At 59.6% G+C, this 25,190-nt stretch carries 23 protein-coding genes; 14 read left to right on the plus strand and 9 right to left on the minus strand.

The window, feature by feature from the left end; genetic code table 11:
* Positions 1 to 242: 242 nt before the first annotated feature.
* On the minus strand, positions 243 to 953 hold the full coding sequence (locus tag O3A94_04565) for a Crp/Fnr family transcriptional regulator (protein MDA1355525.1): 711 nt from the start codon (positions 951 to 953) through the stop codon (positions 243 to 245).
* Positions 954 to 1,197: 244 nt separating this feature from the next.
* On the opposite strand from O3A94_04565, the gene O3A94_04570 reads away from it, so the two are divergent.
* Positions 1,198 to 2,892, plus strand: a complete 1,695-nt coding sequence (locus O3A94_04570; protein MDA1355526.1) for an AMP-binding protein — start codon at positions 1,198 to 1,200, stop codon at positions 2,890 to 2,892.
* A 46-nt stretch (positions 2,893 to 2,938) separates the two neighbouring features.
* Positions 2,939 to 3,346, plus strand: coding sequence for a RidA family protein (locus O3A94_04575; protein MDA1355527.1), 408 nt, complete (start codon positions 2,939 to 2,941; stop codon positions 3,344 to 3,346).
* Positions 3,347 to 3,355: 9 nt separating this feature from the next.
* Here the strand turns inward: O3A94_04575 and O3A94_04580 are convergent, their stop codons facing one another.
* The 3 genes from O3A94_04580 to O3A94_04590 are packed head-to-tail and all read right to left on the minus strand — an operon-like array spanning position 3,356 to position 6,455.
* A complete protein-coding gene (locus tag O3A94_04580) occupies positions 3,356 to 4,543 on the minus strand; it encodes a serine hydrolase (GenBank protein ID MDA1355528.1) in 1,188 nt (395 codons plus the stop codon).
* Positions 4,544 to 4,587: 44 nt separating this feature from the next.
* Complete coding sequence (locus tag O3A94_04585; protein ID MDA1355529.1) at positions 4,588 to 6,117, minus strand: amidase; 1,530 nt, start codon at positions 6,115 to 6,117, stop codon at positions 4,588 to 4,590.
* 41 nt (positions 6,118 to 6,158) lie between these two features.
* A complete protein-coding gene (locus O3A94_04590) occupies positions 6,159 to 6,455 on the minus strand; it encodes a putative quinol monooxygenase (protein ID MDA1355530.1) in 297 nt (98 codons plus the stop codon).
* Positions 6,456 to 6,671: 216 nt separating this feature from the next.
* On the opposite strand from O3A94_04590, the gene O3A94_04595 reads away from it, so the two are divergent.
* From O3A94_04595 to mutL, 9 genes are all read left to right on the plus strand, one after another.
* Positions 6,672 to 7,145 (plus strand): MaoC family dehydratase, encoded by a 474-nt coding sequence (locus tag O3A94_04595; GenBank protein MDA1355531.1) that lies wholly within the window; start codon positions 6,672 to 6,674, stop codon positions 7,143 to 7,145.
* A gap of 86 nt (positions 7,146 to 7,231) precedes the next feature.
* On the plus strand, positions 7,232 to 8,233 hold the full coding sequence (locus O3A94_04600; GenBank protein MDA1355532.1) for a bifunctional riboflavin kinase/FAD synthetase: 1,002 nt from the start codon (positions 7,232 to 7,234) through the stop codon (positions 8,231 to 8,233).
* Positions 8,234 to 8,241: 8 nt separating this feature from the next.
* A complete protein-coding gene (ileS, locus tag O3A94_04605) occupies positions 8,242 to 11,100 on the plus strand; it encodes an isoleucine--tRNA ligase (GenBank protein ID MDA1355533.1) in 2,859 nt (952 codons plus the stop codon).
* Positions 11,101 to 11,139: 39 nt separating this feature from the next.
* The gene (gene lspA, locus O3A94_04610; GenBank protein ID MDA1355534.1) at positions 11,140 to 11,610 is read left to right on the plus strand and encodes a signal peptidase II; all 471 of its coding nucleotides are present in this window, start codon (positions 11,140 to 11,142) and stop codon (positions 11,608 to 11,610) included.
* A 92-nt stretch (positions 11,611 to 11,702) separates the two neighbouring features.
* On the plus strand, positions 11,703 to 12,212 hold the full coding sequence (locus tag O3A94_04615; GenBank protein ID MDA1355535.1) for a DUF3035 domain-containing protein: 510 nt from the start codon (positions 11,703 to 11,705) through the stop codon (positions 12,210 to 12,212).
* 85 nt (positions 12,213 to 12,297) lie between these two features.
* Positions 12,298 to 13,629 (plus strand): pitrilysin family protein, encoded by a 1,332-nt coding sequence (locus tag O3A94_04620; protein MDA1355536.1) that lies wholly within the window; start codon positions 12,298 to 12,300, stop codon positions 13,627 to 13,629.
* Between the two features lie 3 nt (positions 13,630 to 13,632).
* The gene (locus O3A94_04625) at positions 13,633 to 14,988 is read left to right on the plus strand and encodes a pitrilysin family protein (protein MDA1355537.1); all 1,356 of its coding nucleotides are present in this window, start codon (positions 13,633 to 13,635) and stop codon (positions 14,986 to 14,988) included.
* Positions 14,989 to 15,005: 17 nt separating this feature from the next.
* Entirely contained in the window at positions 15,006 to 16,265 is a 1,260-nt protein-coding gene (locus O3A94_04630) for a glucose-6-phosphate isomerase (protein ID MDA1355538.1), read from the plus strand.
* Positions 16,262 to 18,079, plus strand: a complete 1,818-nt coding sequence (gene mutL, locus O3A94_04635; GenBank protein MDA1355539.1) for a DNA mismatch repair endonuclease MutL — start codon at positions 16,262 to 16,264, stop codon at positions 18,077 to 18,079. The genes O3A94_04630 and mutL overlap by 4 nt, the downstream gene beginning before the upstream one ends.
* Here mutL and rsmD read toward each other — a convergent pair.
* The 3 genes from rsmD to O3A94_04650 are packed head-to-tail and all read right to left on the minus strand — an operon-like array spanning position 18,062 to position 20,095.
* Positions 18,062 to 18,634, minus strand: a complete 573-nt coding sequence (gene rsmD, locus O3A94_04640) for a 16S rRNA (guanine(966)-N(2))-methyltransferase RsmD (GenBank protein MDA1355540.1) — start codon at positions 18,632 to 18,634, stop codon at positions 18,062 to 18,064. The two genes, mutL and rsmD, sit on opposite strands and share 18 nt — an antisense overlap.
* Positions 18,615 to 19,373 (minus strand): pseudouridine synthase, encoded by a 759-nt coding sequence (locus O3A94_04645; GenBank protein MDA1355541.1) that lies wholly within the window; start codon positions 19,371 to 19,373, stop codon positions 18,615 to 18,617. Before O3A94_04645 ends, rsmD begins: the two co-directional genes overlap by 20 nt.
* Positions 19,370 to 20,095: a gamma-glutamyl-gamma-aminobutyrate hydrolase family protein gene (locus tag O3A94_04650; GenBank protein MDA1355542.1), complete on the minus strand. Its 726-nt coding sequence runs from the start codon at positions 20,093 to 20,095 to the stop codon at positions 19,370 to 19,372. Before O3A94_04650 ends, O3A94_04645 begins: the two co-directional genes overlap by 4 nt.
* Positions 20,096 to 20,175: 80 nt before the next feature.
* On the opposite strand from O3A94_04650, the gene O3A94_04655 reads away from it, so the two are divergent.
* The gene (locus O3A94_04655) at positions 20,176 to 20,634 is read left to right on the plus strand and encodes a nucleoside deaminase (GenBank protein MDA1355543.1); all 459 of its coding nucleotides are present in this window, start codon (positions 20,176 to 20,178) and stop codon (positions 20,632 to 20,634) included.
* A gap of 2 nt (positions 20,635 to 20,636) precedes the next feature.
* On the opposite strand, the gene O3A94_04660 is transcribed toward O3A94_04655, so the two are convergent.
* Complete coding sequence (locus O3A94_04660; protein MDA1355544.1) at positions 20,637 to 21,530, minus strand: amidohydrolase family protein; 894 nt, start codon at positions 21,528 to 21,530, stop codon at positions 20,637 to 20,639.
* A gap of 10 nt (positions 21,531 to 21,540) precedes the next feature.
* The gene (gene purD, locus O3A94_04665; GenBank protein MDA1355545.1) at positions 21,541 to 22,809 is read right to left on the minus strand and encodes a phosphoribosylamine--glycine ligase; all 1,269 of its coding nucleotides are present in this window, start codon (positions 22,807 to 22,809) and stop codon (positions 21,541 to 21,543) included.
* Positions 22,810 to 22,868: 59 nt separating this feature from the next.
* On the opposite strand from purD, the gene xseA reads away from it, so the two are divergent.
* Together xseA and O3A94_04675 are read left to right on the plus strand one after the other, a co-directional pair.
* Entirely contained in the window at positions 22,869 to 24,362 is a 1,494-nt protein-coding gene (gene xseA / locus O3A94_04670; protein MDA1355546.1) for an exodeoxyribonuclease VII large subunit, read from the plus strand.
* Entirely contained in the window at positions 24,359 to 25,189 is an 831-nt protein-coding gene (locus O3A94_04675) for a M23 family metallopeptidase (protein ID MDA1355547.1), read from the plus strand. The genes xseA and O3A94_04675 overlap by 4 nt, the downstream gene beginning before the upstream one ends.
* The last annotated feature ends 1 nt before the right edge of the window (position 25,190 follow it).

A 25,190-nucleotide genomic window follows, 5' to 3' on the forward strand; every position in this document is an offset into this window, starting at 1 on the left:
CCACCATCAGGCAGAAACCTTCGCAGAAATCGACGCCGTCAAATAGGGCGGGTTCCCCGGACGCTTACGATCGAAATGTCTTTGAGACCGCTCATACCGCTATCCCCATTGTTCCAACTTGGCGTCTGTTAGGGTCGACCGCAGCGAGCCAAACCCGACAGATTTATGTTACGCAATTGTGACAAAATTTCATGTGATCGAAATCACAGGGGCGGGCGGTGGGGGCTTTCCGCCGAACCGATCTATCGCAGCGATTCTTCGTCGCCCTCAAGGGCGTCGGTCATTTCCGTCAGCCGGTCCATTTTGAGGATATGAAGTGTCCGGCCCTTGCGCTCGACTATTCCGCTTCTTGCCAATTGACCAAGGACTCGCGCTACCGTCTCACGTGATGTGCTGGCGCGGCGTGCTATATCACGCTGTGTCGGCAGCGGGCGAACAATGCACTGGTCGGATTTTTCATCCGGCTCAGAGAGGCGGATCAACTCGACATAAACTCTTTGAACAGCTTTAAGCGTGCTCAAATCCATGATGCGGTCGTCCGCGGTGCGGATGATATGCGCCAAACGGCGCAGAACCTGCATGGTCGCCGGCGGGTTGTGGGTAAGAATTTCGGTAAAGATGTCGGGCGGCACAACCAGGACCAGGCTGTCTTCGACGGCCACGATATTGGCGGAGCGTCGCCCGCCGTCAATCGCCGACAATTCGCCGAAATAGCCACCTTCCGGCACATGCCCGAAAGCGACCTCGCGCCCCGAAAGAGAGTAATTGATCACTTCGACGCTGCCTTTGACGACAAGAAAGACATCCCGGGATTCGCTGTCGCGGTCAAGAATCTGTTCGTCGCGAGCGTATCTCCGCCAACGGCTGCGTTTCTCAAGCGATTTGATCGCCTCGCTGGTTAAATCCTCCAGCAGGCGCACGCGCGAAAGGCTCTCGGTCGAATCTTGATTCACGCGACATCCATTCCCTATAACCGTAGATAGCTGGCGCGCCCCATCCAGCATACAGTCGTTCACGTTATTAACGCTTCATTTTCGCGTGCCGTCAATCCGAGCCCGCAGGCTTGCGGCCAGCCGCACCGCGGAGACTAAAAATTACCGACACAGCAGCAAAAATCGATTACTGACAAGCGCGGCTCTCTTACGATACATTTCATCGGTGGATCTAGGCTGTTGCGGCCCGTGTGGAGAAAGATGAATGGAAAAATTGACGCAAAGCTATGTTCACGGCGCGAGTGCCGTGGCGTTGCTGGGCAAGACCATCGGCCAACAGTTCGACGAAACAGCAGAGCGTTATTGCGATCGCGACGCGCTCGTCGTTTGTCACCAGAACGTGCGCTGGAGCTACGACGAGATGAAGCGGCGAGTTGATTCGCTGGCGGCGGGGCTGCTCACCTTGGGGCTCGAGCGAGGGGATCGTATTAGCATCTGGTCGCCCAACAATTCGGAATGGGCCCTGTGTCAATTCGCTTCTGCCAAGGCGGGGCTCATTCTGGTCAACATCAACCCAGCCTATCGCCTATCGGAACTCGAATACGCGCTGAATAAAGTGGAATGCAAGGCGCTGATATCGGCGGAGTCCTTCAAATCCAGCCGTTATCTCGATATGATTTGCGAATTGGCGCCGGAAATAGAACGGTGCGCGCCAGGCGCACTCAAGAGTGAGAAGCTGCCCCATTTGAACACCGTCATCAGGCTTGGTGAGAAGAAAAGCCCGGGGATGTTAAATTTCTCAGAACTTGCCGCGCGTGCCGGGGACAAGGAGCGGCAGCGGCTGGAAGAATTGAAAACCCAGCTTCAGTTTGATGACGCCATCAATATCCAGTTCACCAGCGGCACGACAGGCTTTCCCAAGGGTGCAACCCTCACCCATCACAACATTCTCAACAATGGCTATTACAATGGCCAGGCCCTCGGTCTCACGGAGAACGACCGAGTGTGTATCCCGGTGCCGCTCTATCATTGTTTTGGCATGGTGATGGGCAACATGATGTGCGCGGCCTATGGCGCGGCGATGATTTATCCGAGCGAAGGATTCGATCCGCTGGAAGTGCTCCGCGCTGTGGAAGCCGAGCACTGCACCGCGCTTTATGGTGTGCCCACCATGTTTATCGCCGAGTTGGATCATCCCGAATTTGCCAATTTCGATCTCTCTAGTCTCCGTACCGGCACGATGGCCGGCTCACCCTGTCCGATCGAAGTCATGAAACGGGTGATCAGCGATATGAATATGAAAGAAGTGACGATCGCCTATGGCATGACCGAAACCAGCCCGGTGAGCTTCCAAAGTTCGGCCGCCGATTCTATTGAGCGGCGGGTTTCGACCGTGGGCCGCGTTCATCCGCATGTTGAAGTCAAGATCGTCGACGAGGACGGCCTTATTGTCGCTCCTGGCCTACCAGGTGAGCTGCTGACCCGCGGCTATTCGGTTATGCTGGGCTATTGGAACGACGCGAAAATAACCGCGGAAGCAATCGATGCGGCGGGCTGGATGCATACCGGCGATCAGGCGACCATTGACGAGGAGGGCTTCTGCAAAATCGTCGGGCGTATCAAGGATATGGTGATCCGTGGCGGGGAAAATGTGTATCCGCGCGAGATCGAGGAATTTCTGTATCGCCACCCGAAGGTCCAGGATGTTCAGGTCATCGGCGTGCCGGATGAAAAGTACGGCGAGGAATTATGCGCCTGGATTTGCCTGAAAGAGGGCGTGCAATCGAATGCAGAAGAAATTCGTGCCTTTTGCACGGGTCAGATCGCCCATTACAAGATTCCGCGTTACGTCAAATTCGTCGACGAATTTCCCATGACCGTCACCGGCAAGGTGCAAAAATTCAAAATGCGTGAGACGATGATATCCGAATTGTCCGTGAGCGCACAGGAGACGGCATAGGCAATCGTTATTTCAGGGAGCTCCAACTTTTCAGGGAATGATAACAATGACGAAATTGACACATATTAATCCGGACAATATGGCGCCTTATCTGCAGTTTGGCCTGAGCCATGCGGTGGCTGTCGAGGGTGGTAAAACGGTTTTTCTTTCAGGCCAGGTGGGCTGGGACGAAAACGGAAACATTGCCGGCCCGGATCTTGCCAGCCAGCTCGCCCAAGCGCATGTCAATATCAAGAAAATTTTGGCGGCAGCCGGCGCCACGCCGGCAGACATCGTCCGCCTCAACACCTATGTCGCAAATTACGTTCCGGAAGATGGCGCTGTGGTAAACGCCGCTAATCACAAATTGTTCGCTGGCATCACGCCGCCTTCGGCCACTCTGCTCGGTGTCCAGGCTCTCTACGCGCCGGACATCCGTTGCGAGGTCGAGGCGACGGTGGTGGTCGGGGCGTAGCGGCAGATCTTACCGCGCGACGCCGGGGATCGTCTCGCCGGCGTACTGCATGAGGGCGCCAACCGCTTCGTCAACCGCTTGGAATCCCGCCTCGCCGCCCTGATTGGTAACCACGAAAAGAGCGATATTCAAAACCGGCATGATCCAGGCCACCGAGTACCAGTTTAAATTGCTGCCGGCATGGGTAAGCGCGAGGCCACCGGCCAATGGACTCGCCACCACCACCCAGCCGAGAGCGTAATCCTGGCCTTCGCGCGCCCGGTGCAATGCAGCGAATGTTTCCGGCTGCAAGAACCAACCACGCCCGCGTGCGCCCAGCAAATGGGCTGACATATATCGTCCAACATCGTGGAGAGACGCGTGGATGGTACCGGCCGGACCAAGTGCCGGCGGGCTGTCTCCGCCTAATCCTGGTTCGATGGGAACGACTCGCGAGCGGCCCTCATAATGACCCCAGGGCTGGTTGAGTTCGCCGACCGTGCCTGGCGCGCCGAAGCCGCTGTTATTCATGCCGAGGGGCTCGAACAATTCGTGCAGCATGAGCTCGTCCCAAGGCTCTGCCGCCGCGCGCTCGGCCATCACACCGGCAATGACATAGCCGGCATTGCTGTAATGAAAAGCGATGCCCGGCGGCGCTTCCGGCGGCAGCGCCAACGCTTCCGAAGCGATCTCCATGCGGAGATCAGTCTTGGATTTTGTGCTGCGCCACAGATTGCCGTTCCAAATCTCAAGCGTTGTCATGGCGCCGACCAGGCCGCTCCGGTGGGACAGCAAATCTTCCAGTGTGACATCGCGGTAAGCGGAATGCATATTTGGTATGGCATCGCCCAACGCCTTGCCGACTTGCAGATCCCAGGACAGTAGACCGCGCTCGACAAGCCGGGCCACCATGGTTGCGGTCATTGATTTGCCGATTGAGCCGAGATGCCAAAGGTCTTCGCTGCTGGCCGATTTGGTCTCGCCGGATTTGCGGTAGCCAACAGCGCCGAGTCCGGCGACGCGATCACCGTGCATCAATATGGCAGCCAGCGCCGGTACATTATGATGTAGACGGATAGGTTCCAGAAGGTCTTCGAAATTGTCGGCCGTAAGATCGTCAGCGGCAGTGACATGCAGATGCGCGAAGACGACAAGAAAAAACGCGGCGGTGGCAATCCACCGCCGCGCTGCAAGCCGGCTCATGGCGCTCGGCGTCATATGTCTTGCCCCGTAGGCTGCCCCATCGGCCGTCCTCGGACCAGCTACATTTTCTTCCAATCGCCACTCTGTTCGAAGGCGTGCGCGGCCTGAATTACACTGGCGTCGTCATAGCGCTTGCCGACCAACATCATGCCTATCGGTAGGCCGTTGTTCATACCGCACGGCACGCTCATGGCAGGATGGCCTGAGCAGTCGAAAGGTGCGGTATTGGCCAGCATATTGAGCGCCGCATCACAATATTCCTCATACGAGCAGTCGGGCTCCGGCAGTTTGGTCGCCTGCTGCGGCAAAGTTGGCAGCGCCAAAATATCGACTTCCTCGAAAAGCGCGTCATAGGAATCACGCAGCTTGCGGCTGAGATTTTGCGCCTTGGCGTAGTAATGGCCATGGTAATTATGGTGCATATACTGACCGAGCAGCATCACCAGTTTGACCGTGACGGAAAGATCGTCGGGACGGGAGCGCCAGCCATGCGCATAGGCGTCAAGCAGCGAGGTTGAGTAATACCCCTCCCAGTTGGTGCCCATGCAGTTTCCCTTGAGCATCAGCTCGGTCGCGCCTTCGACCGCCACCGCATTCCAGATATCGATGCCGTATGAATGCATCGGCAGCGAAACCTGTTTTACTTTGGCGCCGAGTTTCTTGAAGTGCTCGGTCGCGGCTTTGACTTTTTGATCGACCATCTTTTCGCTGTTGGCGTGACTGAAGCCTTCTTTGAGGACGCCGATGGTCATGCCTTTGACGCCCTTGCCAAGCGCCTTTGTATAGTTCTGTGTCTTGGTGCCGATCTGGCGCGGGTCGTAACCGTCAGATCCGGCAATGACTTGCAGCAAAGTAGCGATGTCGGTCACATTGTTGGCCATCGGGCCAGTATGATCGAGGGTCTGTTCGATCGGGAAAACGCCAGTGTAGGGCACCAATCCGTGCGTCGGCTTGTGGCCGTAAATGCCGGACCAACAGGCGGGAATGCGGATCGAGCCGCCCTGATCGCCGCCCATTGCCATATCGGCCTCGCCGATGGAGACCAGAACTGCACTCCCGGCCGATGAGCCGCCCGAGGAATAGCCTTTCTTGTAGGGATTTTCGACCATGCCGGTAGCTGGCGTCGCGCTGCCGCCGTCGAAACAAAGATAGGTATTTGCTGCCTTGCCGAGAATCGTGCCGCCGGCATCCAGAATTCGTGTCACCACGGTGGCGTCGATATCGGGAACATAACCTTCAAGCACCGACGCGCCGTTCATCATCGGCACACCGGCCAGGCTGATATTGTCCTTTAACACGATCCTCTTGCCGGCCAGGGGCCCGCGCGCCTTCCCTTTGACTTCGCTTTTCCAATACCACGCGTTGTAGGGATTCTCTTCGGCGGTCGGGCGCCGGCCCGGCGTGCGCGGATATTTAACCGGCAATTTGGGTTCAACCAAATCATCGAGGCGGTGATAGGACTGGATGGTGCCGGCCATGAGGCCTTGGTAGGATTCTGCCTCCTCGACCGAAACGGACATGCCATAGGCATCGGCGATGTCGAGCACTTCTTCAATGGTCGGAGTGCGGACCGTAGGAAACTTAGCCATGATGACCTCCCAGTCGTGTTGCTACTAAAGTTCGGTGACGATTATTTACTGAAGAATTCCTCGCAGATATAGCGCGTGACGTCGCCATCGAACAGCGCGCCATGTTTTGCGCCCCATTCGACCCGGTAGGCCGATCCGTTATGAGCGTCCATCGCCTGATGGTCGACAAAGCGTTCATAGGTATTGAATCTAAGGGGGTCCTCGCTATCGCGCCCCACATAGAAGCCGATGGTGCCGGGTTCGTTGACGCTGACATACTCGCCGATTTCCGCCAGAGCTTGCTCCAGCTTTTGCGCGCAGCCGGGCTTGGCCTTGAGAATGGCGTTGAGTGTGATCATGCGGTTCTCCTTTGCGTCGATCTCTAAATTTTGCGCGTCTGCATGTCAATTCTGGCTGTTCGATTGTGCGTCGCACAACGAGCGGTTACAGCTAAAATATGAGCTAATCCGGAGCTTGCGGCTGGTTTAGTTGGCGCGCTATAACCCACTTATTGCACTGCACAAATAAACCCGGATATCTCAACAAAACGCTCGCAAGCGAGAAAAGGAAGCGGAATGCTCCAAACATCCAACGGTGACGGCCTGACGAGCTATGGTTTCGAGGATCTTGAAATAGGAATGCGCGGCGAATATCGCCGGCGCATCAGCCAGGCCGATGTCGAACATTTCGCCGAAGTTTCGGGCGACGTAAATCCGCTGCATCTGGACCCGGCGTTCGCCGAGCGCACCATATTCAAAGGCCCAATCGTTCATGGCATGTACACAGCCGCGATGATATCGACAGTCATCGGTACGCGGCTTCCCGGGCCGGGCTGTATTTACATGAGCCAGAACCTCCGCTTCCTGGCACCGGTGCGCGTCGGCGAAGAGGTGGTGGCGAGCGCCACGGTGATTGAATTGATACCTGAGAAACGCCGTGCCCGTCTGGAAACGCTGTGCCAGGTGGGCGAGATTGAAGTTGTCCGCGGCGAAGCTCTTATCTTGGTGCCCACCCGCGCCCAACTACAAGCTTTGACAGACGCCGGTTAATGTCTGGCCAAGAAGCGGCCGAGCGCCTATCCTCGGCGCCGCTTTAATCCTCTCTAAATGGTTCAGAATCAGGAGCTGGCGCGGCCATGCGCATCTATAGGCATTGGCGTGAAGTTCCCGCCGAAGGGCGAGGCGCAGTCGTCGCAATTGGTAATTTTGATGGCGTCCATCTTGGCCATCAGGCGGTCATCTCTGATGCCCGGCGCATCGCGCAGGAAGCGGGTGCGCCGCTGGCGATTCTCACCTTCGAACCCCATCCGCGCGAAGTCCTCGGGCAAACGGATGGACCGTTCCGGCTCACGCCCTTCCGTATCAAGTTGCGCGAGATCGCGAAACTTGGCGTCGATATTCTCTATCTTCTCAAATTCGACCAAAACATGGCAGCGCTGACGGCCGCTGATTTTATCGACCGGCTGCTCGTAGATGGGCTCGGCGTTAGTCATGTGATTGTGGGCTATGATTTCGCGTTTGGCCGCCAGCGCGGCGGTAATTTTGCGCTGTTGCAGGAGCATGCCGTATCTGGCGGCTATCGCGTCACCCAAGTGAGCGTCGCTGGCACCGATGAGGGCAAATATTCTGCGAGTGAAGCGCGCGCCCGGCTTCGTGCAGGTGATGTCGTCGGTGCGGCGCAAATTCTCGGTCGACCGTGGGAGATCGAAGGTCGCGTCCAACATGGCGAGCACCGTGGCCGCAAGCTTGGATTCGCCACCGCCAATCTAGCCGTTGCTGGCACACTTCATCCGGCGCATGGCGTCTATGCACTTTGGGTCGGCATCGATCGCGGTGCTGGTGACGGGCTGGTATGGTGGCCCGCCGTTGCCAATCTCGGGCGCCGCCCAACTTTTGATGAGAATGAATTGCTGCTTGAAGTGCATGTACTGGATTTCGACGGCGATCTCTACGGCCAACGCCTGCGCGCGCAGTTCGTCGCCCGCGTCCGGCCGGAGCGCCGCTTTGACGGCCTCGATGCTTTAATAGCGCAAATAGCGCGCGATACTGCTTGCGCCCGGGATTTATTGTCGGCAGACAATGGCCCGGACGGCGTTACCCCCGCAGTCAATCCCGCAACAGAATCTGCTGTCCAATAGGCCATATCATGAGCGTCGATTACCGTAAGACCGTATTCCTGCCGCGCACTGAATTTGCGATGAAGGCGAAATTGCCGGAGCGCGAGCCCGACATGCTGGAGCGCTGGCAAAAGCTTGGCATTTACGGCCGGTTGCGGGCAGCCGCGGCTGGCCGGGAAAAATTTGTTCTTCATGACGGTCCGCCCTACGCCAACGGCCATATCCACCTCGGTACGGCGTTGAACAAGATTCTCAAGGATGTCGTGGTGCGCAGTCAGCAAATGCTCGGCAAGGATTCGCTCTATGTGCCGGGATGGGATTGCCACGGCTTGCCCATCGAATGGCAGATCGAGCAGCGTTACCGCAAGGAAGGACGCGACAAGGACGCGGTGCCTCTCGTGCAGTTCCGCCAGGAATGCCGCGCTCACGCTGAACATTGGATCGACGTGCAGCGCGAAGAATTCAAGCGCCTCGGCGTAACCGGCGATTGGGACAATCCCTATACCACCATGAGCTACGCCGCCGAGGCGCAGATCGTGCGTGAGCTCAGCAAGTTTCTACTCGACGGGAGTCTGTACCGGGGCTCAAAGCCGGTGATGTGGTCACCGGTGGAAAAAACGGCGCTGGCTGAAGCCGAAATCGAATATCACGATCATACGTCGACAACCATTTGGGTGCGCTTTCCCATCGTTAAAAGCCGCTTGGACGAGCTCTCGGGCGCCACAGTCCTGATATGGACGACGACGCCCTGGACCATCCCCGGCAACCGCTGCATCTGTTACGGCGAAGGCATCGCCTATCATCTCGTCGAAGTTCAGGAAGTCGCGGAGGACAGCCTCGCGCAAAAAGGCGAGCGGCTCGTCGTCGCCGGCGAGTTGATGGACAACATTGCCGCAGAGTGCGGCATCACGTCCTGGCGCAGCGTTGTGCAAGACATCAACATTGAGGATCTAGCGGCGACGATTTGCGCCCATCCCCTGAAAGAAGACGGTTTCGATTTCGCTGTGCCGCTCATTCCGTCAAGTCATGTGACCACTGAACAAGGTTCCGGCTTCGTCCACACGGCGCCCGGCCATGGTGCTGAGGATTTTGAAGCGGTCATGGCTTACAATTCCCGCCGTGGGCAGGACGGCGGCCCGCAGTCAGCGATCGAAGTGCCGCAGACGGTCGATGGTGACGGCACGTTTTTCAGTCATGTGCCGGTTTTTGCCGGACAGCATGTCTATAAGGCGGATGATCCAGTGGCTAGCGCATTGCAGCAGGCCGGTGGCCTGCTAGCGCGTGGAAAATTGGTCCATTCCTATCCGCATTCCTGGCGTTCCAAAGCGCCGTTGATATTTCGCAATACGCCGCAATGGTTCATCAGCATGAGCACGCGAGGCTTGCGCGAAAAGGCGTTGGCCGCCATCGATGAAGTGCGCTGGGTGCCGGCCGGCGGCCAGCGCCGAATCGCTTCGATGATCGAAAACCGGCCCGATTGGGTAGTCTCCCGCCAGCGTATTTGGGGGGTGCCAATCACCGTATATGTGGACAAGAAAACCGGCGAGCCGCTGCGCGATACAAAGGTCCTCGAGCGCATTGCAGCAGCCGTTGAGAGTGAAGGCGCAGATGCCTGGTTCGTGAGCGAGGATTCACGCTTTCTGGCGCCTGACTATGATGCCGATGACTTTGAAAAAGTGACAGATATCCTGGACGTGTGGTTCGATTCAGGCTCTACCCACAGCTTCGTGCTGGAAGCCCGTGACGATCAGTTGTGGCCCGCGTCTCTCTATCTTGAAGGCTCCGACCAGCACCGTGGCTGGTTTCATTCCTCGTTGCTGGAATCCTGCGGCACGCGCGGGCGCGCGCCCTATGAAGCCGTGCTGACGCACGGTTTCGTGGTCGACGGTGAAGGCCGGAAAATGTCGAAATCGACCGGCAATGTCGTGGCGCCACAACAGATAATCGACCGCTATGGCGCCGACATTCTGCGCCTCTGGGTGATGGCCTCTGATTATTCGGAGGATCTCCGGATGTCAGAAGACATTCTGCGCCATCAAACGGACGCCTACCGCCGTTTGCGCAACACGCTGCGCTATCTTTTGGGCAATCTCGCGGATTTCGGAGATGCAGAAAAACTCGAGCCGAGCGAAATGCCCGAGTTGGAACGCTGGGTGCTGCACCGCTTGTGGGAAATCGATAAGGAGATCCGCCTGAGCTGCGAGAATTTCGATTTTCACGGCATATTCACTGCGCTGCATAATTTTTGCGCGATTGATCTTTCCGCGTTTTATTTCGATGTGCGCAAGGATTCGCTTTATTGCGATTCCGGAAGTGCGTCACGCCGGCGTGCTGCCCGCACGGTGCTTGATCATTTATTTGAATGCCTGACTGCATGGCTCGCGCCGTTTCTCTGTTTTACAGCGGATGAGGCGTGGCTGCTGCGCCATCCTAGCGATTCAGACAGTGTGCATTTGCACGATTTTCCTACGCCTCCCGATGCCTGGCGCGATGATGAGCTGGCTGACAAATGGGCTAAACTCAGGACCCTGCGTCGTGTCGTCACCGGTGCTCTGGAAATCAAACGTGCCGACAAAACGATCGGCTCTAGCCTCCAGGCAGAGGCAGTCGTTTACGCCACCAAAGCGTATCGCCGCTGCTGTGATGGGCTGAACCTGCCGGAATTGTTTATCACCTCAGACGCGCACTTCTCAGATGGCGATGCGCCGGACGGAGCCTTTGAACTTGAAGAAGTTGCCGGTGTGAAGGTCGTAATTGGTGTCGCGGACGGCGAAAAATGCGCGCGCTGCTGGCAGGTACTGCTGGAAGTCGGCAAGGGGCCGGAACATGCGGAAATTTGCGCCCGTTGCACGGACGCGGTCGAAGCGCATCAGGCGGCGGCGGAATAGGCGCGCCATGAGCACCGATCGGGAGTTTGGGAGGCGGGCATGATCCGCCTTGGTTTGCCGGTCACGGTGCTGGCGCTCCTTCTCGATCAAATCACGAAATTGGTCGCCCATGACAGCCTTTGGCAGCCGCCACGGCGCGTCGAACTGCTCGGATTCCTCGATCTTGTGCCGGTGGAAAACCGTGGAATCAGTTTTGGCCTGTTCCGCGGTGAAGGCAATACCGGCGTCTGGCTGATATCGGCCTTCGCGCTGATCATTTGTCTCTGCCTCGGTCTGTGGATGAGCCGGGTGTCGCGCCGCTGGCCGGCAGTCGCGCTCGGCCTCATCATCGGCGGCGCGCTCGGCAACGTAATAGACCGGCTGCGGCTCGGCTGGGTTATCGATTTTATTGATTTCCATGTTTCCACCTGGCACTGGCCGGCCTTCAATATGGCCGATGCGGCGATAACGGTTGGCGTGGCGATAATGCTGATCGACGGCTTGTTCGGAACGGCGAAAAAGCCTAAATAGAGAGCATGCTGAAATTAACCGGCAGGGCTGCAAAATCCGCCCGGACTCTAGCGTTTCTACCGACTCTCGCGGTTATGGTTGCTGTGGGCGGTATGGCGGGATGCGGCGGCGTCGGGAAATCGCTTGGCTTCGGTAAGCAATCTCTCGACGAATTCGCGGTTGTTCGCAATGCACCCCTCACGCTGCCGCCCGACTATAGCTTGCGCCCCCCCCGTCCAGGAGCTCAGCGTCCTCAAGAAGAGAACCTCCGGACGCAGGCGGAAAACGCCGTTTTTAGCCGCGAAAACGAGACTGACGGCGCTTCTCCCCGCTTGGAAAGTGAAGGCGAATACGCGTTGTTGCGCCGGGCCGACGCGCTGGAAACGAATCCAAATATCAAGCGCGAGATCAATGAGGAATTCACCATCTACGCACAGGAGGGCGAGGGCTTTTTCGAATCCCTCCTCTTTTGGCAGGCCGAACAGCCGCTCGGTGTATCAATTAACGCTGAGGAAGAGGCGCAGCGCCTGAACGAAAACGCCGCGCTGGGATTACCGCCCAATACCGGTGACACGCCGGTTATTGAACGCCGGGACCAGGCGCTGTTCGAAGGAATATTCTAAGCCGGTGCGGGTTGCGCCCCTGAATCGATTTACAGTTTGGCGCGCAAGATTGGGTGTCGGGCGAACTTTGGGCGTCGGGCGAACAATGTGCGTCGCGCTTGCGCTCGCGCTCTCTGCTCTCTTGCTCTTCCTTCCGCGTGCGTCAGCCGCCGGCCCATTTAATTCGGAATATTTTGAACTCGATAATGGCCTGCAGGTGGTCGTGATTCCAAATCACCGCGCGCCAATCGTCGTTCACATGATGTGGTATAGGGTTGGCTCGGCCGACGATCCGGTTGGTAAATCGGGCATCGCGCATTTTCTCGAACATCTCATGTTTAAGGGTACCGACAAACTGGCGCCGGGCGATTTTTCACGAATTGTGGCGCTCAATGGTGGCCAGGAAAACGCATTCACCTCATGGGATTATACCGGCTATTTTCAACGCGTCGCACGTGACCGGTTAGAAATCGTTATGGAACTCGAGGCCGGGCGTGTGCGTGGTCTTGTGCTGGATGAGGAAGTCGTGCGTCCCGAGCGCGATGTCATTCTCGAGGAACGGAGCGCCCGCACCGACAACCAACCTTCCTCTCTTCTCGCTGAGCAAATCGGCGCGGCCCAGTTTTTGCGCCACCCCTATGGCACGCCGATCATTGGTTGGCGGCATGAAATTGAGACTCTCGATCGGGCAGACGCGCTCGCCTTCTATCGGCGCTATTACGCGCCGGACAATGCTATCTTGGTCGTTGCCGGTGATATTTCGGCGGCCGAGTTGAAACCGCTGGCAGAAAAATATTACGGCGTTATTCCGGCAGCCGGTGCCGCGCCGCGCCAGCGCCCAAAGGAGCCGCCACAGATTAGCCCGCGCCGGGTGAGCCTCAAAGACTCGCAGGTGGCCCAGCCGTCCCTCACTCGCAGTTATCTCGCACCCAACCATAGTGGGGACGATGCTGACAGTGAGGCGCTCCAAGTGTTCGCAGAAATTCTTGGCAGCAAGTCCACCAGCCGGCTCTATCAAGCGATCGTGGTCGAACGCGCCCTGGCGGCCTGGGCGGGCGCTTCCTATCAGCCGCTAGCGCTCGATACGTCGCGTTTCTATATTTACGCGAACGCGTTGCCGGGTGTGTCGATCGAAGAAGTCGAAGTTGCGCTAGATGAAGTGATTGACGAATTGCTTCTGAACGGTCCGAGCGACGAGGAATTGGCGTCGGCAAAAAGCCGAATGCAAGATGTCGTAGCTTATGCGTTAGACAGTCCCCAGACGGTGGCCAACATATTCGGTACCGCCTTGAGCGTCGGTTTGCGGGTTGAAGATGTCGAAACTTGGCCCGAGCGCGTGGCGACGGTGACGCGCGAACGAGTTATGGCGGCGGCGCGCGCGGTTTTACGGTTGGAGCTGTCCGTGACAGGCATCCTATTGCCGAGCGACGAGGGCTAGCTGATGTTTTCTTTATCTGCAGGCTTGCGCAGGATCACTCTGGGGCTCGTTCTTAGCCTTTTCGTTTGCGCCCTTCCCGCTCTGCTGGTTGCGGCACCAATCGCCAAAGTGCAGCGCATCGTGACACCGGCTGGAATAGAAATTTGGTATGTGCAGGAGCCCAATATACCGGTGATATCGATCTCCCTCGGGTTTCGCGGCGGCACAGCGATGGACCCGCCGGGAAAATTAGGCCTCGCCAATTTCGCCTTGGGCCTGCTGGATGAGGGCGCTGGAGAGTTGGATTCGTTGGCCTTTCAAAAGGCGATCATCAACCGGGCGATACATCTCAACAGCAATGCCAGTCGCGATCTTGTCAGTGTTAGCTTGCAAACACTGACGCGAAACCGTGATGAAGCCTTTCGTCTGCTTGGCCTGGCACTTGGCGATGCGCGCTTCGAGGTGGAGCCGGTCGAACGGGTGCGCCGTCAGATTCTAAACATTTTGGCTGAGCAGGAACTCGACCCCAACACCATCGTGGCGCGCAACTGGTTTGGCGATGTGTTTCAAGATCACCCTTATGCGCAACGCGCCAACGGCACGGAAGAGGCGATTCGTGCGATCACATCTGCCGATCTGAAGGAGTGGGCGCACGGGCGCTTTGCGCGCAATAATCTCATCGTCGGCGCCTCCGGCGATGTGTCGCCCGACGAGATCGCGCGCCTTGTGGATATCGCTCTGGCCGGGCTGCCGGCTGAGGCTCATCCCGCCGCAGTGCCAGAAGTGGTGTTTCCGTCGACCGGCGCCATAAAAGTAATTCGCATGCCGCTCACGCAAAGCGTGGTGATGTTCGGCCTGCCCGGATTGAAGCGCGACGATGATGATTTCTATGCTGCTTATGTCATGAACTATATTCTCGGCGGCGGCGGCTTTACGTCGCGTCTCTACCAAGAAGTGCGCGAGAAGCACGGCTTGGCCTATTCCGTCTACAGCTATCTGGCGCCGCTCAAGCATGCCGCCCTCTATATGGGCGGTGTCGCAACGCGCAACGACGGCGTGGCGCAATCGCTCGACATCATCCGCGCCGAAATCGCCCGTCTGGCTGAAAACAGCATCAGCGCGGAGGAGCTGTCCGCAGCCAAACAATATCTCACAGGTGCCTTTCCGCTCGGCCTCGATACCGGCAGCAAAGTTGCGGGATTCCTCGCGCGAATGCAGTTTGACGCCTTGGGGATCGATTATCTCGAACGGCGCAACAGCTATATGGAGGGGGTCACGCTCGATGATATCGGCCGCGTGGCGCGACGCCTTCTTGATCCGACGCGCATGCGAATCGTCGTCGTCGGAGACCCTGAAGACCTGGCGCCGGACGGCTCTTGAGGCGCGCTGGTGCAGCCGTGCGATACGAGCATCAAATTACAAATTGCTTTGCGAACGAAATAGGCCAGTTCGGTGTCACGCCGGGAGACTATGACACCGCCTTGGCGCGAACAGCGCCGGCTCTCGCGCAAATATCGGCATGGCACGCCGCCGGCTCACACCCGTTTCTTCTCTATCCCGACCGGAACAATGATTTGCCCATGCTCGAGCGGGTGGCAGGGCGGTTGTGCGAGCGCTTCAAAAAAATTGCCGTTATCGGGGTTGGTGGGGCGTCGCTGGGCGGCCAGGCGGTGATCGCACTTGCCGCTCCCACAAACGCGGACGCCACGCCGATCGTCTTTCTCGACAACCCCAATAGCGCACGACTTGAGGCGGTATTGGCGGGTGAGGCGGAGACCGGTTTTATTGTCATATCCAAATCGGGCGCTACGGCCGAGACCCTGGCCCAAACATTGCTCGCCCTAGACCATGCGAGAGCGGATCGGTTTTTGTTCATCACCGGGCCGGGTGACAATCCGCTTCGCCGTGTCGCCAGCGAGTTGGGCATTACGGTGTTGGATCATGACCCGGGACTGGGCGGGCGATTTTCGGTTTTTTCCCTGGTTGGCGTGCTGCCGGCCTTGATCGCCGGACTCGACGCCGGCGCATTGCGGCGGGGCGCGAGTGAAATATTGGAGACGGTACTGAGTGTGGCTGAGCCAGCCGAGGCGCCGCCCGCCGTGGGCGCGGCACTGGCCTTGGCAATGACGCAACGTCTTTCAGCCACCGTCTACATGCCCTATGACGACCGACTGCTTGCCCTGGCACATTGGCAGCGCCAGTTGTGGGCCGAATCGCTCGGCAAGGACGGACAAGGCGCAACGCCCGTGGTCGCGCGCGGGGCGGTCGATCAGCACAGCCAGCTACAACTCTATCTCGACGGACCTGCAGATAAGTTATTTACCCTGATTACAGTCGGAGCCTCGTTCGACGGTCCGCGCATCACCGAAAAGTTGGCGGCCATGGCGGGTGCGGATTATCTCGCCGGCAAGAGCCTAGATGAATTGATGGCCGCCGAGGCATCCGCCACGCGCGATGCGCTGGGCGAAGCCGGACGTCCGGTACGCGAAATCGTCCTGCCCATTCTTGACGAAGCCGCTCTAGGCGCCTTGATGATGCATTTCATGTTGGAAACGGTAATTATTGCGTTATGTTCGAATATCGATCCGTTTAATCAACCCTCGGTCGAAAGAGGCAAGGTATTGGCGCGCGATAATCTTCGGCATGGTCGGTTATGAGCATCCGCCTTCTTCCGGATGGCGTGATTAATCGCATCGCTGCCGGAGAAGTCGTCGAGCGGCCCGCTTCCGCGGTCAAGGAATTGGTGGAAAACGCGATCGATGCCGGAGCGCGGCAAATCGAGGTGCGGGTCAGTGAAGGTGGGCGCGGGCTGATTCAAGTTTCGGATGACGGCTGCGGCATGTCGCGCGAAGAATTGCCGCTCGCCATCGCCCGCCACGCTACCTCAAAACTGCCGCGCGATGACGATCTCGGAAATATTTCAACGCTTGGTTTTCGCGGTGAGGCTTTGCCCTCCATAGCGGCGGTGAGTCGTCTCGAAATCATCAGCCGGGAAAGTGGAGCGGAAAACGCCTGGTCGCTCGCCATTGAGGGCGGCTTGGCAGGGAAGCCGGTCCCGGCGGCTCATCCGCCCGGCACCACGGTCAGCGTGCGCGATCTCTTCTATGCAACGCCGGCGCGGCTTAAGTTCCTCAAGACGGAGCGCACAGAATCGGGATATATCGCCGATACGCTCTCGCGTCTCGCTATGGCCCGCCCCGATATCGCCTTTACTCTCATTAATGGCGACAGGGAAGTATTGCGAGCGCCGGTTGCCGCGGACTTATTGGACAGCCGCCTGGCCCGCTTAGCTTTGGTGATCGGCCGAGATTTCGCCGACAATGCCTTAGCTGTGGATGCCGAGCGCGAGGGGGTGCGGCTCACCGGCTATGCCGGCCTGCCGACCTTCAATCGCGCCACCGCGCGCCAACAATATCTATTCGTCAATGGCCGTCCCGTGCGCGATAGATTGCTGGTGGGTGCGGTACGTGGCGCTTATCACGATTTTCTCGGCGGCGGGCGTCACGCGGTGTTGGCGCTCTTTCTCGAACTTTCGCCCGACGGCCTCGACGTCAATGTGCATCCGGCCAAGACGGAAGTGCGCTTCCGTGACGCCGGCGTGGTACGCGGGTTGATCGTCGGGTCGCTCAAGCGCGCCTTGGCCGAGGCCGGACACCGTGCCGCGACGACGGTATCGCACGCCGCGCTGGGCGCAATCCGGCCGGGGGACGGCAGCTTTCAGCCTGCACTCCGAGCTCATACCGGTGGCGCCAGATATCCACTCCCCAGCGCTTATCCGAGCACAGCGGCGCCTGCGCTGCGCGGCCTCTCCGATGTCTCATCGGAATATCAGGCTCCGCTCTCGACGCCTACCGCCGATAGCTTTGACGCGGCTGAGGACGCGGGAGAGGATTTCCCGCTTGGCGTCGCGCGTGGGCAAGTGCATGCCACCTATATCATCGCCCAGACGAGCGACGGCATCGTCATCGTTGATCAGCACGCCGCCCATGAACGTTTGGTTTATGAACAAATGAAAGCCGGGCTAGATGCTGGCGCTGTACTCCGCCAAATTCTGCTGTTGCCGGAAGTCGTGGAATTGGAAGAGAGCGCCGCGGCGCGCCTCATCGCGCGTAGCGAGGAACTCGCCGACCTCGGCCTCATCCTCGAAGCCTTCGGCCCTGGCGCCGTCATTATTCGAGAGACACCATCGATGCTCGGCGAAGGCGACGTCAAGGGCTTGGTGCGGGATCTCGCTGAAGAGTTGGCCGAATTCGGTGAGAGTGTGGCGCTCAAGGAAAAATTGGCCGATGTCTGTTCGAGCATGGCCTGCCACGGCAGTGTGCGCGCCGGGCGGCGGCTGAAAGCCGAAGAAATGAACGCGCTCCTACGCGAAATGGAAGCGACGCCGCATTCCGGCCAGTGCAATCATGGCCGCCCCACTTATGTGGAGCTTAAGCTCGCCGATATCGAACGCCTATTCGGCCGCCGGTAACGGGCGATATTGGAGAATCACTATTTCCGCCGCGCCGTAGCGCCGGCGGTCGATTTCTTGATAGCCGTCGGGCGCCGCCAAGACTTCTTTGGCGCTTGTCTCGGCAACCACAATGGCGCCATCAACGAGCCAGTTGCTTTTGGCTAAAGATAGAAGTGCCGGCTCTGCCTTGCCGCCGCGATAAGGTGGATCGAGAAAGGCGTAGGCGCAGGGTTCCGGCGCCGGCGGCAGGCTTGTTGCGTCGCCGTGTATCACGCGTGCCTTGCTGTGAAAATCCAGCGCCTGCACATTTTCTCTGAGACAAGCCAGTGCAACACCATCGCTCTCCACTGCTGTCAGGTGGGCTGCGCCACGCGACAATGCTTCCAGCCCCACTGCGCCGGTGCCGGCAAAGAGATCGATCACGCGCGCGCCCTTGAGCGGCGGCGCCGCAAAGTCACGGTGCCCGAGAATATTGAATAACGCCTCTCGCGCGCGCTCCGACGTTGGCCGGAGAGCGCGCCCTTCGGGTGTTTTCAGGCGCCGCCCGCGGCGGCTACCGCCGACGATGCGCATCGTTCCCCGCCAATTGCTCGCGCACCACTTTGGGCGGAATGCGCGCGACTACGCCGCGCTTCAAGGAGCCCAGTTGGAACGGGCCATACGCGGTGCGGATCAAGCGATTGACTTGCAGTCCCAAATGCTCGAGAACGCGCCGCACCTCGCGATTTTTGCCCTCGCTGAGACCGATCGACAGCCAGGCATTACTGCCGGTTGTCGAATCGATCGTCGCTGTGATCGGGCCATAGCTCACGCCCTCCACTTTGACACCTTTGGCGAGCGTCGCCAGCCGCGCCGCATCCGGGCGTCCATAAACCCGCACTCGGTAACGGCGCAGCCAATCCGATCGCTCGAGCAGCCGCGATAGGCCGCCGTCATTAGTCAGCAGCAACAGCCCTTCCGAGGCGAGATCGAGACGCCCGACCGAAATCACGCGCCCCAATTCCGGCGGTAAGCTGCCAAATACCGTCGCCCGCCCTTGCGGATCCTCGTGGCTGGTGATGAGGCCGGGCGGCTTATGGTAGCGCCATAGCTCCGCTGGTTTGGCGGCGTCGATGGGCTTGCCGTCGACTGTGATCGCGTTCTTCGCGGTCACCAGGAATGCGGGTGTTTCCAATGTGCGGCCATCGACGGCGACGCGGCCGGCGACGATCATGCGTTCGGCTTCCCGCCGGGAACATAGTCCGGCGCGCGCCAAATGCTTGGCGATGCGCTCTCCCCCAGCGGTTTCCGGCATAGGTGAGGTTTTGCTCATCCGCGGCAGGCCGCAAGAAAGGAGTCGAAGAGGCGCACATCGCCGGCGTCGATGGCAAATTCCGGATGCCATTGCACGCCGATAAACCAGCGCCGTGCCGGGTCTTCGATGCCCTCGATCACCCCGTCGGGTGCCACTGCATTGACTTTCAATCCTGGCGCGGCGGCGTCAACCGCCTGATGGTGGGCGCTGTTGACCTGCATCTCAGCCCGTTCGGTTATCTGGTACAGCATGGTGCCCGGCGTGAGCGCGACGGCATGTCCGGCTTCGTTTCGCGGGTTGGGCTGTTCGTGGGCAAGGGCGTCCGGGATGGCATCTGGAATATGCTGGATCAGGGTGCCGCCGAGCGCCACATTCATTAGCTGTTGGCCGCCGCAAATGCCGAGCGCCGGCATGTCGGCGGCATGCGCCGCGCGGGTAATGGCGAGTTCGAACGCGGTGCGCCGGTCCTTGGTGGAGACGCTATCATGTCGCTCCGCGGCGCCGAACAGCGCCGGGTCGACATCGAAATTTCCGCCGGTTACCACGAGGCCATCGATCAGAGCGAGATATTCTGCGGTCTGCTCCGGCTCATGTGGCAGCGCAATGGGAAGGCCGCCGGCGCGCGCGACGGCGCTGAAATAATTTTCCCGCATGGCGTACCAGGGAAATTTGGAATAGCCGCCCGGGTCTTCGAAATCTAGCGTCAGACCAATGACGGGCTTGTTGCGGCGTGCATTCATGAGCGGGAATGTAGGGCCGGTCGCACGTCGGCGCAACGCGCGCGCTTGACGATTTCGTGCTCAGCGCCGACTTTCACGCTATGAACGAAAATCGCGGAAAATTCATGGAACGGGCGATCGGTGAAGCGGAAGCGGCGGCGGCGGCGGGTGAGGTTCCGATTGGCGCCGTGCTGGTCGACGGCCTGTCGGGCGAGGTGCTGGCTGCTGCCGGCAACCGGGTCGAGTGTGATTTCGACCCGACCGCTCATGCCGAACTCCTGGTGATTCGCGCCGCTTCCGCCAAGCGCAATTCTCCCCGCCTTGGCGATTGTGATCTCTATGTCACGCTCGAACCTTGCCCGATGTGCGCCCAGGCGATCTCCTTTGCCCGCATTCGCAGACTCTATTTTGGCGCCTCCGATGTTAAAGGCGGCGGCGTGGAAAACGGCCCTCGAATCTTCTCGCAAACCAGCTGCCATCACCGCCCAGAAGTCTACGGCGGCATCGAAGAGACGCGCGCGGCCGAATTGCTGCGGCGGTTCTTTGCCACGCGGCGATGATTCTATAGGCGATATATTCTGGCCGCGGTGTCGTGGAAAATGGCGCGCCGCTCCGTTTCGCTCAAGTCAGTTGCGGCTTCTCGGTATGCCGCGATCATATCGGCGTAGGACACCCACAGCTTGTCGACCGGGAAGTTGGAGCCGAACATGCAGCGCTCCGCGCCGAACATGGCGACCATCTCGCGCAACACCGGCGCCACGGACGGGGCGGTGCAGCGGTGATTGAACATGCCGAGGCCAGATATTTTCGCGACCACATTGTTTTCCGCCGCCATCAAGGCCATGCCCGTGCGCCACGCCGCCCAGCCCGCCGCCGATTCATCCGCGGGCAAGCCGCCATGCTCCAACACGATAGTGGCATGAGGATAGTCGCGCGCGAGCTTTGCCGCTTGCGTCATTTGGCCGGGGAATATCATGAGCTCGAAAATCAGCCCGCGCTCGGCTGTTGCGGCGAAGCCGCGCAGCCAGGCTTTGTTTGTCATCGTCGCTTCATCGATGCCGGCGGCGCGGTATTGCGTATTGGCGTGCCAATTAAGCATTTGCCGTATGCCACGAAAATTGCGGGATTCGCCGTGCGCGTCGAGCAGCCGATCGATTTCTGGATCGGCCAAATTTGCCCAGCCGATAATGGCCAGCGGTTTCTCACTCTGATCGGCAAGGGACTGTACCCAGCGGGATTCACCGGCGGCGTTCTCTGGCGGCCAGCCGCACTGGATATAGACCGATCCGGCGACTCCCAGGGGCGCGCTCTCCTGGTGAAATTCAGCCAGTAGATAGTCGCGCCGGATCGCTTCATAGGGGCCGTAAATGCGCGGCGTCATCGGGGCCCGCAACCACGGCAGGTCCGTCATTCGCCATATATGATGGTGCGAATCGATTATTGCTTCCGCTGCCATGGCGAAATTCCTACCGTCCGACGGCGCGCCAGCCGATATCGCGGCGGTAAAATCCGCCCGGCCAGTCAATGCGCTCGACCGCCTGGTAGGCAATGGCCTGGGCTTTGGCAATGTCATCACCGAGCGCAGTGACGCCGAGCACCCGCCCGCCTATGGCCGTGATTTCGCCGCCCGTCAAGTTCGTGCCGGCGTGAAAGACGGTAGCGCCTGTTGCCGCTTCGGCAGCTTCGATTCCCCGGATGACGCTGCCTTTCTCATAGGCGCCGGGATAGCCGTTGCTCGCCATTACGACGCAAAGCGCGGCCTGATCATGCCATTCGAGTTCGATGTTGCTGAGCCGTCCATCGCGCGCCGCACGCAGGGCAGTGAACAGGTCGGATTTTAAACGCGGCAGGATCGCCTGGCACTCGGGATCGCCGAAGCGGACATTCACTTCCAACAATTTGGCCGCGCCGTCGGCTATCATCAGCCCGGCATAGAACACGCCCTTGAACGGCGCGCCGTTCGCCGCCATCGCGCGGACCAGCGGCTCGACAATTTCCGCGCGTGCCCTTTCGCAGAGTTCCGGGGTCATCACTGGTGCTGGTGAATAGGCGCCCATACCGCCGGTATTTGGGCCGCTGTCGCCTTCCCCCACCGCTTTATGGTCCTGCGCCGTTTCAAGCGGCAGTACATATTCACCATCGACCAGGGCGAGATAGCTGGCCTCCTCGCCCGGCAGGAATTCTTCAACCACCACCTCGCTGCCAGCGGCGCCGAACTGGCCGGAGAAAATGTCGCGCGCCGCCGAGACGCCCTCGGCAACAGTTTCCGCAATAATCACGCCTTTGCCGGCGGCGAGGCCATCCGCCTTGATCACCATTGGCGCAACTTGGTTCTCGATAAAGTTCTTGGCAGCGTCGAACGATGTAAATCGTCCATAGGCGGCAGTAGGCACGTCGGCGGCGGCGCAGAGGTCCTTCATGAAGCCCTTGGAGCCTTCCAGCCTAGCGGCAGCTGCGCTTGGCCCAAAAGCGGCAATGCCTGCCGCCTCCAGCCTGTCTGCGAGGCCGCCGACCAGCGGCGCTTCGGGTCCGATGACGACGAAGCCGATGCCGCGCTCTGCGCAAAAGGCCAAGATGCCGTCAAAATCCATGACATCCAGCGCCACGCATTCCGCCTGCCCGGCGATACCGGCATTGCCCGGTGCGCAATAGAGCCGTTCGATTTCAGGAGATGTTGCCAGGCTCCAGCACAATACATGCTCGCGCCCGCCAGAGCCTATGACGAGAACTTTCATATATACTGTCCTCTCCTTTGCAATAGGTTCTTGTAGCACAGCATAGAGAACGGTCGAGCATGAACGAGCAGGTCGAGGAAAGCAGCGTTGGTGGCAACATCCCGGCCTATTCGGTCGGCGAATTGTCCAACGCCTTGAAGCGCGCTGTCGAGGAGAATTTCGGCTGGGTACGGGTTAGAGGCGAAATTTCCGGCTTCAAGCGCGCCGCTTCTGGTCACCTTTATTTCTCCTTGAAAGACGATAAAGCGGTCCTCGATTCGGTATGCTGGCGCGGCACTGCGGGGCGGCTCGGCATGCAACCCGAGGACGGCATGGAAGTCATCGCCAGCGGCAAGCTCACCACCTATCCTTCGCGCTCGCGCTACCAGTTGGTGGTAGAGAGTCTAGAAATCGCCGGCGAAGGCGCGCTTCTCAAGCTTCTCGAGGATCGTAAGAAGAAGCTCGCCGCGGAGGGTCTTTTCGACGAGGTGCGCAAGCGAGCACTACCCTATTTGCCGGTGACCATCGGCGTCGTGACCTCGCCGACAGGCGCCGTCATCCGCGATATTCTGCATCGCATCGCCGAGCGCTTCCCGCGCCATGTGCTGGTGTGGCCGGTGCTGGTGCAGGGCGAGGCCGCCGCCGCGCAGGTGGCCGCCGCCATACGTGGTTTTAACGCATTGGCGCCGGGCGGACCGACGCCCCGGCCTGATATTCTCATCGTCGCCCGCGGCGGCGGCAGCTTGGAAGATCTCTGGGCATTCAACGAAGAAGAAGTTGTCCGGGCTGCGGCGGAAAGCGAAATTCCGCTAATTTCCGCGATTGGCCATGAAACCGATGTCACCTTGATTGATTTGGCGGCGGATCGGCGAGCGCCCACACCGACTGCGGCGGCGGAAATGGCCGTGCCGGTGCGGGTCGAATTGATCGAGAGCCTGTTGGGCCAGGAACGCCGGTTGATATCCGCGACCGCACGCCTCCTCAACGAACGGCGCACCCATTTGGAAGGTCTGGGTCGGGGGCTTCCCGACGCGTCCTCGCTGATCGGCGCGGCAGCACAACGTCTTGACGATTGGAGTGAGCGCCTCGCCAATTCGGCGCGCAATTCGCTGCGCACCCGACACGACCATGTCGCCAAGCTGGGCTATCAATTGCCGCGCCCGCGCGAAACTCTGGCGGAAAAGCAGCGCGAGTTGGCGCGTGCCGCCGCCGGATTGCAGCCCCGCGCACTCGATATGCACATCAAGCAAAGCGTCCGACAGGTCAGCGAGTTGCGTGAGCGCATGGCACGGGCCATACGGCAGAAGCTCGCGCAGCATGAGGAGCGCAAAGAAACGCTCTATCGCCTGCTCAACAATTTCTCCTATCAGCGCGTGTTGGAACGCGGCTTTGTTTTGGTACGGGATGCCAAGGCGCGGCCGGTAACGTCCGCCGGCGCGCTCAAACCGGGCATGGATCTGGTCCTCAACTTCCATGACGGCGACGGAGCGGCAGTGGCTGCAGGCCGGCCCAAAGCCGGCAAGGAAGAACGCGGCACCGGTGAGGAGAATGGCGAACAGGGCTCCCTGCTGTGAGGCAGAGCGTTGTCGCGGCGGCTTTCGTTTTCCTTATTTTGGCGTTTGCGATGCCGCTTCGCGCCGAAGAAATTCGCTTCGACGGCAATTTTATTCAGGGTGGCCTGGTGCGCGGTGCCGCGCCGCCGGGAACGCTGATTGCGCTCGACGGACGCCAACTCCGATTATCGCCTGAGGGCTATTTCATGTTCGGATTCGGTCGCGATGCGCCGCCCGAGGCGGTTCTGGTTGTGTCCTATCCAGGTGGCAAACAGGAGACGCGCAGTCTTGCCGTTGCAGCGCGCGACTATCAAATTCAGAATATCGACGGCTTGCCGGAGAAAATGGTCACACCGCCGCCCGAGATTTTAAATCGCATTCGCGAGGAGGGCGCCAAGGTACGTCAGGCGCGCGCCTTTGATACAGCGGACATGCATTTGTTTGCGCCGTTCGTCTGGCCGGCGCAGGGGCCGATATCGGGAGTCTATGGCAGCCAGCGGATTCTAAACGGTGAACCGCGCCAACCGCATTTTGGCGTCGATATCGCGGCACCTACCGGGACACTGGTGCGCGCGCCCGCCGGAGGGGAGATCCGCTTAGCGGAGCGCGATCTCTATTATTCCGGCGGCACCATCATTCTCGATCACGGCCATGGGCTAAGCTCGTCGTTTCTGCATTTGAGCCGTGTCGATGTCGCCGTCGGACAACAGGTAGCGCAGGGCGAGGTGATCGGGGCGATCGGCGCCACCGGGCGCGTCACGGGCGCGCATCTCGATTGGCGCATGAACTGGTTCGAGCGGCGCTTGGACCCGGCTTTGCTGGTCGGGCCGCAGCAGCCGCAGGAATAGT

It is taken from the genome of Pseudomonadota bacterium, assembly GCA_027624955.1.
Taxonomy (GTDB): Bacteria; Pseudomonadota; Alphaproteobacteria; order UBA828; family UBA828; genus PTKB01.